Here is a 15002-nt window from a genome sequence, read left to right on the forward strand (position 1 = left end):
ATGGCGATGGATAAATTGATTGTTAAAGGCGCCAGAGCCCATAACTTAAAAAATATAGATGTCACCATTCCGAGAGATAAGCTTGTTGTTTTAACGGGACTTTCTGGTTCTGGAAAGTCCTCACTTGCTTTTGATACGATTTACGCAGAAGGGCAGCGCCGCTACGTAGAATCACTGTCGGCATATGCAAGACAATTCTTAGGCCAGATGGATAAGCCTGATGTTGATTCCATAGAAGGATTATCTCCGGCGATTTCAATCGATCAGAAAACAACAAGCCGGAACCCCCGTTCAACAGTAGGGACGGTGACGGAAATTTATGATTATTTGCGATTACTTTTTGCCCGCGTAGGCAGACCAACTTGTCCAATCCATCATATCGAAATCTCTTCACAAACAATTGAACAAATGGTAGACCGAATCATGGAGTATCCTGAGCGGACAAAAATGCAAATTCTTGCACCAGTCGTTTCGGGACGAAAAGGAATGCATGTTAAAGTTTTGGAAGATATAAAAAAACAAGGATTCGTTCGTGTCCGTGTCAACGGTGAAATGCTCGACCTTGGCGATGAAATTGTTCTAGATAAGAACAAAAAGCATTCTATTGAAGTAGTCATCGATCGTATTGTCGTGAAAGAAGGGATTACTGCGAGGATTGCTGACTCTCTTGAAACCGCCTTACGGCTTGGAGAAGGAAAAGTAATTGTTGATGTAATTGGGGAAGAGGAACTTCTTTTCAGTGAAAACCATGCCTGTCCACATTGTGGTTTTTCAATCGGTGAATTAGAACCGCGAATGTTTTCGTTCAATAGCCCTTTTGGTGCATGTACAGAGTGTGATGGTCTTGGTTCAAAGCTAGAGGTAGATGTAGACCTTGTTATTCCGAATAAAGAACTTACATTGAAACAGCATGCCATTGCTCCATGGGAGCCAACTAGCTCGCAATATTATCCGCAGCTGCTTGAAGCAGTTTGCAATCATTATGGCATTGATATGGACATGCCGTTTAAAGATATTCCTAAACATCTCATCGATAAAGTCCTTTATGGCTCCAATGGGGACAAAATCTATTTCCGCTATGAAAATGATTTTGGCCAGACACGGGAAGGTCATATCGAATTTGAGGGTGTCATACGGAATGTAGAACGCCGTTATAAAGAAACCAGCTCTGATTGGATTCGGGAGCAAATGGAGAAATATATGGGGGAGCAGCCATGCCAAGTCTGTAAAGGTCATCGGTTAAAGAGAGAAACCTTAGCCGTGCTGATTTCTGGGCGCCATATTTCACATGTAACAGGGTTATCAATAGAAGAAGCACACCACTTCTTTGGTGAACTGACTTTAACTGAGAAAGAACACCAAATAGCCAAGCTGATTTTAAACGAAATAAACGAGCGTCTCGGCTTCCTTATGAATGTAGGACTTGATTACTTGAGTCTAGGACGTGCCGCTGGGACACTCTCCGGCGGAGAAGCACAACGGATTCGCCTGGCAACCCAGATCGGGTCTAAGTTGACAGGAGTTCTATATATTTTAGATGAACCTTCAATCGGACTTCATCAGCGTGATAATGACCGATTAATCGGGACACTTCAAAACATGCGGGATATCGGTAACACTCTGATTGTTGTTGAACACGATGAGGACACCATGCTTGCCGCAGATTATTTAATTGATATCGGACCAGGCGCTGGGGTGCACGGCGGGCAAATCATTTCTGCTGGTTCACCAAGAGAAGTAATGGAGGACCCTAATTCGTTAACCGGCCAGTATCTATCGGGTAAAAAGTTTATTCCACTGCCAATTGATCGTCGTAAGGCAGATGGAAGATATATCGAGATAAAGGGTGCTGCCGAGAACAATTTGCGAAATGTTAATGTCAAGATTCCTCTCGGGATGTTTATCGCTGTGACGGGTGTTTCAGGATCTGGGAAAAGTACATTAATCAATGAGATTCTCCTTAAAACGCTATCACAAAAGCTTAACCGCGCTAAAACGAAGCCGGGTGAGCATAAGGATATCTTGGGTATGGAGCATTTAGATAAGGTAATCGACATTGACCAATCTCCAATTGGCAGAACACCTCGTTCTAACCCAGCAACGTACACGGGAGTATTTGATGATATCCGTGATTTGTTTGCGACAACGAACGAAGCGAAGGTCCGCGGCTATAAAAAAGGACGCTTTAGCTTTAATGTGAAGGGCGGACGGTGCGAAGCTTGCCGAGGCGATGGAATTATTAAAATCGAAATGCATTTTCTGCCTGACGTTTATGTACCATGTGAAGTATGCCAAGGCAGACGTTATAATCGTGAAACACTGGAAGTGAAGTATAAAGGAAAGAATATCTCTGAAATTCTTGATATGACTGTCGAAGCTGCAGTAGAATTTTTTGAGAATGTTCCTAAAATCAGTAGAAAACTGCAAACGATTAAAGACGTTGGTTTAGGTTACATTACACTGGGCCAGCCGGCTACAACTCTATCCGGAGGGGAAGCACAGCGTGTAAAGCTGGCTTCGGAGCTCCATAAACGTTCAAACGGTAAATCTTTTTACATTTTGGACGAACCGACAACAGGACTACATGTCGACGATATTTCTAGGTTATTGGTTGTCCTTCAGCGTCTCGTTGAAAATGGTGATACCGTACTTGTTATTGAGCACAATTTAGATGTGATTAAAGCAACTGATTATATCATTGACCTCGGTCCAGAAGGTGGAGACAAAGGTGGTACAATTGTCGCTACAGGAACACCAGAAAAGGTCGCTGAGGTGCCTGAATCTTATACTGGTAGATACTTAAAACCAATTCTAGAGCGTGACCGACAGCGAATGAAGGAACAAATACAGGAAAAAGAAGCAATCGGAAAGAGCTAAAACTTTGAGTTTTAGCTTTTTTTAACAATCATTCATGTTTTACGGATTTATTCCTCCCATTTTTAGGAATATTTTTTGCAGGTAAACGAAACTTTCACATTCCCCAGACGTAAATATCGAGTAAGGGGAGTGATGAAGGATGGATACAAGAAAAGTTCTTTCAGGATTATGTTACTTTAGTATTTTCTTTGCAGGGATTCTTTTTCCACTTGTTGTCATGTTTGCATCTGGGGATGGTGTAACAAAGAGTCATGCGAAAAAAGCATTCGTATCTCACTTAATTCCACTGATTCCAGTACCGCTGCTACTATTCGCTCTATTTAGTGATTTAAATACCATTAACAATGAAGGAATTCCTGTTTTTACACTCGTTACAGCCGGAATAATGGTTCTCATTAGTCTAATTGTCACTATCTGGAATGTGATAAAAGGCGTAAAAGCTCTGATGATGGAATAGGATTTTATAGAATATATTTATTGGGGTGGTTTATGATGAAGGATGAACGTAAAAGGATTCTAAAAATGGTGGAAGAAAGAAAGCTGAATGTTGACGAAGCTTTAACGTTATTAGAAGAGCTTGAAAAAGATGGTCAAACGATGGAGAAAAAGCAGGAACAAATGGCTCAAGAGATTTCAACTTCATTTAAATTTGAAGAGGCAAAAAAGGAAGAGTGGTCGCAAGGCAAAGGTCATTCTACAAAGGAAAAGATTTTTGATTTTGTCGACACAGCTTTGAAAAAAATTAAGGATTTTGATTTTGATTTAAATTTCGGTCAGTCTGTGGAAATTTCACACATCTTTCATCAGGGCGATGTATACTTACGTGAAATGGATATTGATCTCGCCAATGGATCCATTAAACTTGTTCCTTGGGACCAAAACGATGTCAGGATTGAGTGTCAGGCAAAAGTGTACCGTGTAGAAAACGCCGACCAAGCCCGGGAAAACTTTTTAAAAGATGTTATGTTTGCGATAGATGGTCAAAAGCTGCGGTTCATGACACAGCAAAAATGGATGAAGGTAGATGCGGTAGTTTATGTTCCACAGGCAGAATATGAACGGGTTCGCGTTAGGATGTTTAATGGTCCCATTTCAGGAGAAGAATTAACGATTAGTGATCTTCGTATGAAAACGGCCAACGGAAAAATTGAACTATCACGCTTAAATGGAAAAAAAGCCGAAGTCGAAACAGCCAATGGCCATATTACATTACAAACGAGCGCGATTGATCATCTAGAGGTAGAGACGATAAACGGTGCAATTAAGCTGGATGGCGATTTTAGAAAGGTCGAAACACAGACATTAAATGGGAATACGACCTATAACCTAACCGGAAATCGGTGTGAACTTATTGCGGCTAAAGCAACTACGGGCGGGGTTGATTTGTTCATTCCTGATGGAGTTGCTGCCAGCGGTGAGTTAAAAACAAATCTTGGCGGCTTCAATATTAAACTAGACGGAATTCAGGTTCTTGAGGAAAAGAGTGAAATGATTCAGAAAATGCTGCGTTTTCAATCCGTTAACCATCCTGACCGCATGTTAAAGATATTTGTCGATACAAAAACTGGATCGATAACTCTTCATAAATCCGATGAGGTAAACAATTAATAGGAGACTTGAGAAATGAAATGGTTGATTGGTATCTTAATAAATGCAGTATTGTTCATGGCGATAGCGGGCTATTTTTCTGAGAGTTTTGTTCTTGAAGGCTTTGCAGCTGCCATTAGTGCAAGCTTCTTACTTTCGATTATCAATATTATCGTCCGCCCAATTCTAGTTATTTTAACCTTACCGGCAACAGTTTTAACATTGGGATTTTTTCTGTTTGTCATTAATGCGATCACCCTCGAAATAACTGATTACTTAATGGGTGATTCGTTTGAAATCGCTGGATTTGGAATGGCGCTGCTGGCCGCGGTGATCATGTCGATAGTCACGCTCGTACTGAATAAAACCATACTTAAATCCTCCAAAGAGAAATAAAAAGAAGCAAATGGCAGGGCCATTTGCTTCTTTACCGTTTCATCGTATGAACAAAGCGATACCGGTCGGCCCTAAAAGTAGATTTAACCAACTCAAAAGGAACCTCATTTTGTAAATAAGATATTCGCTCAATTAAGAGGATTGGATCACCAAGAGTAATGCCCAGTGTTTCGGCGTCATGACTACTTGCAATAGAAGCTTCAATTTCTTGCCTCGCTTCACTAATCGAGAGAGAGAGATGTTCTTCGATGTATTGATATAGAGATAGATTACTGTTTTCCTCTGTCAGCCCGGGAACAAGCGAAACTGGAATATAGGCCGTTTCCAGTGCCATTGGGGTGCCATCGGCTAAACGGATCCGCTTAATTTTATAAACAGAGTCATTTTCATTTATTCTAAGGTCAAGAGCTGTTTTTTTATCAGCTGGAATAATTTGAAAAGATAAAAGAGTGCTGCTTGGGCTCATTCCCCTTGATAGCATATCCTCAGTAAAACTTGTCATTCCCTGGAGTTCTTGTTCCACCTTTTTCTTATTTACAAATGTTCCTCTGCCTTTTTGTCTTGTTAGATAACCTTCCGAGACTAAATTGTTGATAGCTTGTCTGACAGTCATGCGACTTATTTGAAACTTTTCTGCAAATTCCCTTTCCGAAGGAATGACAGCCTCTTCCAGTAAAATACCATTCTCGATTTGTTGTTTAATGTACTCTTCTAGTTGATGATAGATGGGAACCGGTGAATTTTTATTTATCATCTAAACACTCCTTGTGAAAAGTACTAGATATATTTTAACGCATCTCTATCTGCGATAACAGTGACATTTTCATGGTGCTTTAAGGCAGAAGCCGGGAAATCTTCGCTTATTTCTCCATTCATGAACTTGAGTAATGCTTCAGCCTTTTTTTCGCCTGATACTAGCAGTAGAATTTCCTTGCTTCCTAGTATAGAAGCAATGCCCATCGTTATAGCATGTGTAGGGACTTCTTCAAGAGAGTTGAAAAATCTAGAATTTGCCTCTCTCGTATTTTCAGCCAATGTGACGATATGTGTCCGGCTGGAAAAGGATGTACCTGGTTCATTAAAACCTATATGTCCATTTTGTCCAATCCCTAAAATTTGGAGGTCAACCCCTCCAAGCTCTCTAATTAGCTGTTCATAACGAAGGCATTCTTGTTCTAAATCACGAGCAGAACCATTTGGAATATGTGTATGATTTTCACTGATATCCAAATGATTAAACAAATTTTGTCTCATGAAATAGTGGTAACTGTTAGGATTCTGTGTTTGCAGTCCGATATATTCATCTAGATTGACAGATTTAACCTGTTTATAAGTGGTCCCGTTCTGCTCGTGGTCCTGGATTAAATAATCATAAAGACCTTTTGGTGTGCTCCCGGTTGCCAAACCTAACGTTAGGCTTGGGTTAGTGCGTATTTTTTCTACAATAATTTTTCCAGCCTCTAAGCTCATTTCTGCATAATTTTCTGTACGAATTAATCTCACGTCATTACCCCTTTTTATATGCTATTTCCCCTCGACAGAAGGTCATTTCAACTTGATACTCATTCGATAAGATGAGGATATCCGCATCTTTTCCAACCGAAATACTGCCTTTTCGATCATAAACGTTTAATTGTTTAGCAGGATTCATACTGGCCATTTGAACAGCCTCTGTTAGTGTAATATCTGCTGCTTCCAGAATGTTTTTGATAGAATCGTTCATTTTTAAAATACTGCCAGCTAGGGTACCGTCAGCAAGAAGTGCTTTTCCATCTGCGACGGATACATCTTGACCGCCAAGATCATAGACCCCGTTTTTAAGGCATTTAGCCCTCATAGCGTCTGTTATCAATATCATCCCATCTGTACCTTTAGCATTGATAATAAGCTTCATTACTTCAGGGCGTACATGAATTCCGTCTGCAATCAGTTCAACCATTAGTTCTTTAAAAATAAGAGCAGACCCGGCGACTCCTGGTTCACGGTGGTGTATCCCTCGCATGCCATTAAACATGTGTGTGACTTGTTTGGCACCCGCTTGAACGGCTTTTTCCATTTCCTCATAAATCGCATCCGAGTGTCCGATAGAAGCAATCACACCAGTTTCGTTTAAATAGCGGACAAAGTTTGTCCCATTCTCTAATTCAGGAGCTACGGTTACCAATTTAATGCTGCCGTCTGCAAGTTGCTGCCATTTCTGAAATAGCTCAATATCTGGATCAATAATGTATTCCATTGGCTGTGCGCCTGCACGTTTTTTATTAATAAATGGTCCCTCTAAATGAACACCAAGGACATCCGCGATACCTGAGTGATTATGACCTTTACGATAGTGTGCCGCATTTTTTAAGGCGTTTTCGATATTTTCATGTTTTTGGGTAATAGTTGTCGCTAAAAAGCTGGTGGTGCCTTCAGCAGGGAGTGCTTTAGCCATTGTTTGTAACGCATCGATTGTCGCATCCATCGTATCGGCACCTGCAGCACCATGAATATGCACATCTATAAAGCCTGGGACCACACTTTTGTCCTCAGGTATTTCTATTTTCTCAACTTTTTTTAGATGTGAGGGAAGTGAGTTAATAGGACCGATTTCTTGAATTTTTCCATTTTCTATAAAAACATAGATAGATTCTGCCACTTCATTTTCTAGTACTGCTTTACCATGAACCATTAATAGTAGGCTCAACATCTTCATCTCCATTTCAAAGTATGACCTCTATGGGTTTATTATAGCCCCAAGTGGAATAGTTGTCTATACCAGTTGTGTAACGTACTATTATTTATTTTTCCGATAAAAAAAGAATATATGAAAATGAATAGCCTTCTATTTGGTTATGAAAATAAATTAAATAGTGCTAAAATAAGAAGAAATTATATTAAATTTTTATCATGTTAACTGTAAAGCTGTTGCGCCAAGCGTGATTTTAGCTTTTCGGATAAGGAGGAAAACTTTTGCCAAAGGTACGTACGAAGGATATTTATGAAAGATTCCAACTGGAATTGATTAGCGGTGAAGAGGGAATTAATCGTCCGATTACGACAAGTGATATTTCGAGACCTGGAATTGAAATAGCAGGGTACTTTGAATATTACCCCGCAGAACGAATTCAACTAATAGGAAAAACAGAGCTTTCCTTCTTTGCAGAACTGCCAGAAAATGAACGTATATCAAGGATGGAGCGTTTATGTACAGACATCACACCTGCGATTGTCGTTACTAGAGGTTTGGATATACCCCAAGAACTCATTGAAGCCTCTGAGCGTGAATCTGTTCCAGTACTGCGTTCAAACATGAAAACAACTCGTTTTTCAAGTCGTCTTACGAACTTTTTAGAAAGTAAACTCGCACCAACAACAGCCGTTCATGGAGTGTTAGTCGATATCTATGGAATTGGTGTCTTAATTACTGGAAAAAGCGGAGTTGGTAAAAGTGAAACTGCATTGGAGCTTGTTAAACGCGGGCACCGGCTTGTGGCGGATGATTGTGTTGAAATTCGTCAAGAAGACCAAGATACGCTAGTTGGTACCTCACCAGATTTAATTGAGCATTTATTAGAAATTCGCGGACTAGGGATTATTAATGTCATGACTCTTTTTGGCGCGGGTGCTGTACGCAGCAATAAACGTATTACACTAGTCATTAACCTTGAAATCTGGGAAGCAGCTAAGCAATATGACCGCCTTGGCTTAGATGAAGAAAAGATGAAAATTATTGATACAGAAATTACGAAAATCACCGTTCCCGTTCGTCCAGGGCGAAACCTGGCTGTTATTATCGAAGTAGCTGCAATGAATTATCGCCTAAAAAGAATGGGAGTCAATGCAGCTCAGCAATTTACAGAACGTTTATCCGATGTCATTGAAGACGGAGACCACGAGGAATAATTTACAAAAAGGAGAAATCGTATGGAATCAACTATTCAGCAGCTCGATCCGATTGCATTCAGCTTAGGACCGATTCAAGTGCATTGGTATGGCCTTATTATTGGCTGCGGCCTTGCATTGGCACTGTTTCTAGCAATCCGGGAAGGAGATAAGAGAGGTCTCCCAAAGGATACGTTTGCCGATTTAATGCTTTGGGCGATCCCAATTGCCATCCTTTCTGCACGAATATATTACGTTATTTTTGAATGGGGCTATTATTCTCAGCACCCAAGTCAAATCATCCAAATTTGGAATGGCGGAATTGCGATCCATGGAGCGTTAATTGGCTCTGTCATAACAACGTATGTTTTTGCTAAAAAGCGCGGAATTTCTTTTTGGAAAATTGCCGATATTGCAGCACCTAGTATTATTTTAGGTCAAGCCATCGGCCGGTGGGGGAACTTTATGAATCAGGAAGCGCACGGAGGAGAAGTGACTAGAACTTTCCTCGAAAACCTCCAGCTGCCTGAGTTTATTATTAATCAAATGTATATAAATGGCGCTTACTATCATCCAACATTTTTATATGAATCCATTTGGAATATCGCAGGCTTTATTCTTCTACTATTACTTCGACGTGTGAATCTGCGCCGTGGTGAGCTATTCCTATCATATGTGATTTGGTATTCTATTGGCCGTTTCTTTATAGAAGGCTTACGAACAGATAGTTTAATGCTTGGAGGTCTTCGAATGGCACAAACCATTTCTATCGCATTGATTCTGGCTGCCGTGCTCATCCTGATTTACCGCAGAAAAAAGAATCTAGCCGAAGACAGATACTTAGACAAAAATAATCAAGCATTAACGCATTAAAGAAGGAGATTTTGGAGAAATGATTAACTCGATTAAAAAGGGTTTTCGGGTGGGTATAAAGACAACATGGACCTTGGGGAAGATTATTTTTCCAGTAACCCTTATTGTAGCAGTGCTGCAGTATACACCTGTTTTACCATGGGTGATGAAATTAATTGAGCCGATGATGAAGCTGATAGGATTGTCAGGCGATGCGGCAATTCCACTAGTTTTGGGGAATTTCCTAAACCTCTATGCTGCCATTGGGGCGATTTTAACACTTGATTTAACGGTGAAGGAAGTTTTTATTTTAGCTGTTATGCTCTCATTTTCTCATAATTTAATTGTTGAATCAGGCGTTGCCCTGAAGGTAGGTATTAAGCTTTGGCTTGTCCTGGTTACGCGGCTGGGACTTGCTTTTAGCTCTGCAATCGTTATAAACCTGGTTTGGCACGGAGGTAGTGAGACAGCTCAATACGGTCTTATCCAAGCAAACAGTGAGGAACAGGTTTCAGGGATTGGTGCAATCATACTGGCAGCGATTGAAAAAGCGGGACTTGGGATTCTACAGTTAGCAATGATTGTCCTCCCGTTAATGATTGTCATTCAAATCTTAAAGGATTTGCAATGGCTGAAGAAATTTTCGCAAGGAATGTCACCGATTACTAGGAGTCTTGGAATGCATGAAAATACCTCTACTACTATGGCGGCAGGCTTATTGTTTGGGCTTGCCTATGGTGCAGGAGTTGTTATCCAGGCAGTGGAGGAAGATGGAGTGAGTAAAAAGGATATAACACTCGCTTTTCTTTTTCTGATGTCCTGCCACGCGGTAGTGGAGGATACGCTTATCTTTATTCCGCTGGGTATTCCGGTCTGGCCGCTCTTTTTAATCCGGCTGGGTGTAGCCATTATCTTAACTTTGATCGTTGGATTCATATGGAAACGGTCAGGCATCATGAGCAGAAAGGGAGCAGAACCAACATATGAAAAATAATATTACTACCATTTTATTTGATTTAGATGGAACGTTAATCGATACGAATGAGCTAATTATTTCTACTTATTTACACACACTTGAAAAATATTATCCAGGTAAGTATCAGCGAGAAGATGTCCTCCCATTTTTAGGTCCAACCCTTCATGAGGTTTTTGAGAATATGGACCCTGAGCGTGTTGAGGAAATGATCTTAGAGTACCGCACTTACAATTTAGCTAATCATGATTTACTTGTAAAAGAATTTGTCGGTGTGATGGAAACCATTGAGACATTAAAGAAAAAAGGGTATAAACTGGCCATCGTCACGACGAAACGTGAGGATGTAGCCTTTAAAGGGCTTCGCTTGATGAAACTTGATTCGTTTTTTGATGTCATGATTGCTTATGATCATGTGAAAAAAGTGAAGCCAGACCCCGAACCAATCTTTTTGGCACTTGAAAAGTTAGATTCAAAGCCAGAAGAAACTTTAATGGTAGGGGATAATTTTCACGATGTGCTTGCCGGGAAAAATGCAGGTACGAAAACAGCAGGTGTTTCTTGGACAATTAAGGGAAGAGATTACCTGGCAAAATATGAACCAGATTACATGTTAGAGAACATGACGGATTTATTAACGATTCTTGGCGAGGATTAAAAATGAGGAATACGACCCGCTACCCTGTTGAAGGGGCTAACTCCTTGTGGCATGTTTATAAAACCGTTCCTTTCTGGAAGGTGGTCAAGAATTTCATTGTCATCCAATTGGCGCGTTATACTCCATTTTTAGGAATGAAAAATTGGCTTTACCGTACCTTTTTGGGACTTAAGGTCGGTGAGCAAACATCCTTCGCGTTAATGGTCATGCTCGATGTAATGTTTCCTGAAAAAATCAGTGTCGGACGGAACACCGTCATTGGCTATAACACAACGATTCTGGCTCATGAATATTTGATTAAAGAATATCGTCTTGGTCCTGTTGATATTGGCAGTGAGGTGATGATAGGTGCGAATTCAACCATTCTTCCTGGGGTAACGATTGGTGACGGAGCCATCGTTTCAGCTGGAACACTCGTTCATAAAGATGTTCCAGCTGGTGCATTTGTCGGCGGCAATCCTATGCGGGTCATCTATTCAAAAGAAGAGCTTGAAAAACGTTGGGCCGAAGACCCAATTTATAGTAAAAATAAATAAGGAAATAATAGAAGCTGGGTTGTTGTACCTGGCTTTTTTTTACATACTAAAGGGGAATCATGACAAAACCCTCGGAATTATCAGTTTTCAGTTGACGAAAATTTCCCAAAAGGTTAAACTTTAATTTATTAGCATATTAGCGAACTAAAGGATTCTGAAAATAAAGGATGATTGAAATGAGCCGTTTATTTATGTTTGAAAAGCCTTTAGGCATGAGAGATACGCTTCCCGAACTCTATGAAAAAAAGCACCGTGTACGTACTTTGATGGAAGACGCCATCAAACAGTGGGGATATCAATTTATTGACACACCTACTTTAGAATACTATGAAACCGTTGGAACAGCCTCCGCGATCCTTGACTCGGAGCTTTTCAAATTACTTGATAAAGACGGGCATACCCTCGTCCTAAGGCCCGATATGACATCGCCGATTGCTCGGGTAGCAGCTTCACGACTGTTAGAAAATGATCTTCCGCTTCGTTTAGCCTATGCCGGAAATGTGTACCGTGCGCAGCAGCGAGAAGGCGGCAGACCCGCCGAGTTTGAACAAATTGGTGTGGAATATATAAATGATGATACTGTTTCAAGCGATGGCGAGGTAATCGCTTTGCTCGTCTCCTCGTTAAAAAAAGCAGGGTTGAATCAATTTCAAGTTTCAGTAGGGCATATTGGCTTTGCACAAGAATTATTTAAACAAATCTTAGGAACGAATGGACGTGCCAATGCACTCAGACGCTTTTTATATGAAAAGAACTTTGTAGGTTATCGTGAACAAGTAAACTCATATTCACTTTCCTCCATTGATAAAAAAAGACTGCTGCAGCTGCTGGAATTAAGAGGCGGCGAGGAGATAATTGGAAAAGCTCTTGATATAGTTGAAGATGGCTATGGAAAAGAATCGCTTATCCAGCTCAAGGAACTGTGGGATGTGATCAAGGATTATGGTCTTGAGGACTACGTGAAATTTGATTTTACGATTGTCAGCCATATGAGCTATTATTCGGGGATTTTATTTGAGGCCTATGCTGGCAATGTCGGATTTCCGATTGGAAACGGCGGCCGTTACGGTTTGATCGAGAAGTTTGGAAAAAAAGCCAGTGCCACTGGTTTTGCCGTTAGACTCGATAAACTTTTAGAGGCTATGGGCTCACAAGAGATCAGCAATACGGTAGAGTGTATCTTTTTCAGCCAGGAACGTCGAAAGGAAGCCTTTCAATTGGCTGAAACCATGAAGGCAGAAGGAAAGCAAACCGTTCTGCAAGACATTAATGGCGTGAAGAATCTAGACGCTTTTACAAAGAAGTTTGCCAATACCACCTTTTTAATTGGGGGTGCTTAAGATGAATGCAAAATTAACCATTGCGATGCCAAAAGGAAGAATTTTTGAAGAAGCTTTAGAGTTACTGCGTAAAGCAGGTTATACACTGCCACCTGAATTCGATGATTCGCGAAAATTAATCCTCGATGTTGAGGCAGAAGACATGCGTTTCATCCTGGCAAAGCCTATGGATGTCGCTACATACGTGGAGCATGGTGTGGCAGATGTCGGTATTGCTGGTAAGGACGTATTACTGGAAGAAGAACGAGATGTATACGAATTGCTTGATTTACAAATCAGTGCCTGCTATTTGGCAGTTGCCGGCCTGCCTGGAACAGCGATGAACGATGTGGCGCCAAAAGTGGCAACAAAATATCCTAATGTCGCTGCTGCCTATTTCCGCGAACAAGGTGAGCAGGTTGAGATCATTAAATTAAATGGTTCAATCGAGCTTGCACCTCTAATTGGATTAGCGGATCGAATCGTTGACATTGTTTCGACCGGGAGAACGCTGGTTGAAAATGGGCTTGTTGAATATGAAAGGATTAAAGATGTTACATCCAGGCTCATCGTTAATCCTGTTAGTTACCGGATTAAAGACGAACGTATAAACGAATTAGTGACTAGGTTAAGCACTGTTGTCTCCTTGGAGGTAAAATAGATGAAAATTGTAAAAGTAACAGACCTTGTATCGATCAAACGTTCTATTGAATCGGGGACAACGGAACAGTTAGCGGTAGTTAAAAATATTATTTCGGACATTCGGTCCTCAGGCGACAAAGCGCTACGCGATTATACGGAAGAATTCGACCGAGTTACGTTAAATTCATTTGTAGTTACTGAAGATGAAATAAACGAAGCATATGGGAAAGTGGATTCTGAGTTTATTTCTATTGTTCGAGAAGCGGCTGAGAATATTAGAAGTTTTCATGAAAAACAATTGCGTCCTTCATGGATGACCACAGAAGAAAATGGCAGTATGCTCGGTCAAAAAATTACACCGCTTGATTCTGTAGGCGTTTATGTCCCTGGAGGAACAGCAGCCTATCCCTCTTCCGTACTTATGAATGTCATCCCAGCAAAAGTGGCTGGAGTTAACAGAATTGTGATGGTCTCACCACCAAACACCGAGGGGAAACTTCCTGCTGCTGTACTTGTTGCTGCAAGAGAAGCTGGAGTGAAGGAAATTTATAAAGTAGGCGGAGCACAGGCGATTGGTGCCTTAGCCTATGGAACAGAGTCAATCGCAGCTGTTGATAAAATTACTGGACCAGGCAATATTTTTGTGGCATTAGCTAAGCGAGAGGTGTTTGGCGATGTTGATATCGATATGATTGCAGGACCAAGTGAAATAGCCATTATTGCCGATGACACTGCCAGGGCGGATGAAGTCGCTGCAGACTTGTTATCACAGGCAGAACACGACCCGCGTGCTTGCAGTGTCCTTGTTACTCCTTCGGTCACATTAGCAGAAGAGGTGGCTGTCGAAGTCGAAAAACAACTGGCTTTATTGCCGCGAAAGGAAATTGCCTCCCGGTCGATTGCTGATTTTGGTGTGATTTATGTGACTTCTTCTATTGAGGAAGCGGTAGAAACTGTAAATCAGCTAGCGCCGGAACACCTTGAAATCTTGACCGAGAATGGTATCGAGCTGCTTGGGAAAATTCGACACGCTGGTGCTATTTTTATAGGCAGGTTTAGTTCAGAGCCAGTAGGTGATTATTTCGCCGGACCTAATCATGTCCTGCCAACCAATGGGACTGCTCGATTTTCAAGTCCCTTAAATGTAGATGATTTTCAAAAGAAATCAAGTGTGATCATCTACAGTGAAAAAGCTTTAAAAGAGAATGGAGAAAAAATCGCTAAATTCGCTCGTATGGAAGGTCTTGAAGCCCATGCGCGTGCAGTTGAATTAAGGCTTAAAAATTAATAATTATTTG

The 15002-nt window shown here is 40.9% G+C and carries 15 protein-coding genes; 12 read left to right on the top strand and 3 right to left on the bottom strand.

The features are described from left to right. The 4 genes from uvrA to ACN6MT_RS09420 all read left to right on the top strand — a co-directional run bounded on the left by uvrA (window position 1) and on the right by ACN6MT_RS09420 (window position 4860). Window positions 1-2877, top strand: coding sequence for an excinuclease ABC subunit UvrA (gene uvrA / locus ACN6MT_RS09405; RefSeq protein WP_063252043.1), 2877 nt, complete (start codon window positions 1-3; stop codon window positions 2875-2877). A 139-nt stretch (window positions 2878-3016) separates the two neighbouring features. After that, window positions 3017-3334 (top strand): DUF4870 domain-containing protein, encoded by a 318-nt coding sequence (locus ACN6MT_RS09410; protein WP_063252044.1) that lies wholly within the window; start codon window positions 3017-3019, stop codon window positions 3332-3334. A 32-nt stretch (window positions 3335-3366) separates the two neighbouring features. Further along, on the top strand, window positions 3367-4485 hold the full coding sequence (locus ACN6MT_RS09415; protein ID WP_419955682.1) for a DUF4097 family beta strand repeat-containing protein: 1119 nt from the start codon (window positions 3367-3369) through the stop codon (window positions 4483-4485). A 15-nt stretch (window positions 4486-4500) separates the two neighbouring features. Further along, window positions 4501-4860: a phage holin family protein gene (locus tag ACN6MT_RS09420; RefSeq protein WP_063252046.1), complete on the top strand. Its 360-nt coding sequence runs from the start codon at window positions 4501-4503 to the stop codon at window positions 4858-4860. A gap of 31 nt (window positions 4861-4891) precedes the next feature. Here the strand turns inward: ACN6MT_RS09420 and ACN6MT_RS09425 are convergent, their stop codons facing one another. Genes ACN6MT_RS09425 through nagA form a run of 3 tightly spaced genes read right to left on the bottom strand, consistent with a single transcriptional unit; the run spans window position 4892 to window position 7549 of the window. Then, window positions 4892-5614: a GntR family transcriptional regulator gene (locus ACN6MT_RS09425; protein ID WP_419955683.1), complete on the bottom strand. Its 723-nt coding sequence runs from the start codon at window positions 5612-5614 to the stop codon at window positions 4892-4894. A 23-nt stretch (window positions 5615-5637) separates the two neighbouring features. Beyond that, window positions 5638-6363: a glucosamine-6-phosphate deaminase gene (gene nagB / locus ACN6MT_RS09430; protein WP_419955684.1), complete on the bottom strand. Its 726-nt coding sequence runs from the start codon at window positions 6361-6363 to the stop codon at window positions 5638-5640. Window positions 6364-6367: 4 nt separating this feature from the next. Next, complete coding sequence (nagA, locus tag ACN6MT_RS09435) at window positions 6368-7549, bottom strand: N-acetylglucosamine-6-phosphate deacetylase (RefSeq protein ID WP_419955685.1); 1182 nt, start codon at window positions 7547-7549, stop codon at window positions 6368-6370. Window positions 7550-7812: 263 nt separating this feature from the next. Between nagA and hprK the strand changes: the two genes are divergently transcribed. The 8 genes from hprK (at window position 7813) to hisD (ending at window position 14992) form a co-directional block, all read left to right on the top strand. Continuing rightward, window positions 7813-8745 (top strand): HPr(Ser) kinase/phosphatase, encoded by a 933-nt coding sequence (hprK, locus tag ACN6MT_RS09440; protein ID WP_419955686.1) that lies wholly within the window; start codon window positions 7813-7815, stop codon window positions 8743-8745. A 21-nt stretch (window positions 8746-8766) separates the two neighbouring features. Then, window positions 8767-9597 carry a prolipoprotein diacylglyceryl transferase gene (gene lgt / locus ACN6MT_RS09445; protein WP_419955687.1) on the top strand — a complete coding sequence of 277 codons (831 nt, stop codon included), beginning with the start codon at window positions 8767-8769 and terminating at the stop codon, window positions 9595-9597. Window positions 9598-9616: 19 nt separating this feature from the next. Continuing rightward, window positions 9617-10570: a nucleoside recognition domain-containing protein gene (locus ACN6MT_RS09450; RefSeq protein WP_419955688.1), complete on the top strand. Its 954-nt coding sequence runs from the start codon at window positions 9617-9619 to the stop codon at window positions 10568-10570. After that, entirely contained in the window at window positions 10560-11207 is a 648-nt protein-coding gene (gene ppaX / locus ACN6MT_RS09455) for a pyrophosphatase PpaX (protein WP_419955689.1), read from the top strand. Before ACN6MT_RS09450 ends, ppaX begins: the two co-directional genes overlap by 11 nt. 2 nt (window positions 11208-11209) lie before the next feature. Further along, window positions 11210-11743, top strand: coding sequence for an acyltransferase (locus tag ACN6MT_RS09460; RefSeq protein ID WP_063252053.1), 534 nt, complete (start codon window positions 11210-11212; stop codon window positions 11741-11743). Window positions 11744-11919: 176 nt separating this feature from the next. Then, the gene (locus tag ACN6MT_RS09465) at window positions 11920-13083 is read left to right on the top strand and encodes an ATP phosphoribosyltransferase regulatory subunit (RefSeq protein WP_419955690.1); all 1164 of its coding nucleotides are present in this window, start codon (window positions 11920-11922) and stop codon (window positions 13081-13083) included. A gap of 1 nt (window position 13084) precedes the next feature. Further along, the gene (gene hisG, locus ACN6MT_RS09470; RefSeq protein WP_063252055.1) at window positions 13085-13723 is read left to right on the top strand and encodes an ATP phosphoribosyltransferase; all 639 of its coding nucleotides are present in this window, start codon (window positions 13085-13087) and stop codon (window positions 13721-13723) included. Further along, window positions 13724-14992 carry a histidinol dehydrogenase gene (gene hisD / locus ACN6MT_RS09475; protein WP_419955691.1) on the top strand — a complete coding sequence of 423 codons (1269 nt, stop codon included), beginning with the start codon at window positions 13724-13726 and terminating at the stop codon, window positions 14990-14992. The last annotated feature ends 10 nt before the right edge of the window (window positions 14993-15002 follow it).

Source organism: Neobacillus niacini (genome assembly GCF_048572935.1).
Lineage (GTDB): Bacteria > Bacillota > Bacilli > Bacillales > Cytobacillaceae > Neobacillus > Neobacillus niacini.

What these genes read in the sequence shown, in the direction of transcription:
- uvrA (WP_063252043.1), top strand. Translation starts at nt 1, where the DNA reads ATGGCGATGGATAAATTGATTGTTAAAGGCGCCAGAGCCCATAACTTA.
- ACN6MT_RS09410 (WP_063252044.1), top strand. Translation starts at nt 3,017, where the DNA reads ATGGATACAAGAAAAGTTCTTTCAGGATTATGTTACTTTAGTATTTTC.
- ACN6MT_RS09415 (WP_419955682.1), top strand. Translation starts at nt 3,367, where the DNA reads ATGATGAAGGATGAACGTAAAAGGATTCTAAAAATGGTGGAAGAAAGA.
- ACN6MT_RS09420 (WP_063252046.1), top strand. Translation starts at nt 4,501, where the DNA reads ATGAAATGGTTGATTGGTATCTTAATAAATGCAGTATTGTTCATGGCG.
- ACN6MT_RS09425 (WP_419955683.1), bottom strand. Translation starts at nt 5,614, where the DNA reads ATGATAAATAAAAATTCACCGGTTCCCATCTATCATCAACTAGAAGAG.
- nagA (WP_419955685.1), bottom strand. Translation starts at nt 7,549, where the DNA reads ATGTTGAGCCTACTATTAATGGTTCATGGTAAAGCAGTACTAGAAAAT.
- lgt (WP_419955687.1), top strand. Translation starts at nt 8,767, where the DNA reads ATGGAATCAACTATTCAGCAGCTCGATCCGATTGCATTCAGCTTAGGA.
- ACN6MT_RS09450 (WP_419955688.1), top strand. Translation starts at nt 9,617, where the DNA reads ATGATTAACTCGATTAAAAAGGGTTTTCGGGTGGGTATAAAGACAACA.
- ppaX (WP_419955689.1), top strand. Translation starts at nt 10,560, where the DNA reads ATGAAAAATAATATTACTACCATTTTATTTGATTTAGATGGAACGTTA.
- ACN6MT_RS09460 (WP_063252053.1), top strand. Translation starts at nt 11,210, where the DNA reads ATGAGGAATACGACCCGCTACCCTGTTGAAGGGGCTAACTCCTTGTGG.
- ACN6MT_RS09465 (WP_419955690.1), top strand. Translation starts at nt 11,920, where the DNA reads ATGAGCCGTTTATTTATGTTTGAAAAGCCTTTAGGCATGAGAGATACG.
- hisG (WP_063252055.1), top strand. Translation starts at nt 13,085, where the DNA reads ATGAATGCAAAATTAACCATTGCGATGCCAAAAGGAAGAATTTTTGAA.
- hisD (WP_419955691.1), top strand. Translation starts at nt 13,724, where the DNA reads ATGAAAATTGTAAAAGTAACAGACCTTGTATCGATCAAACGTTCTATT.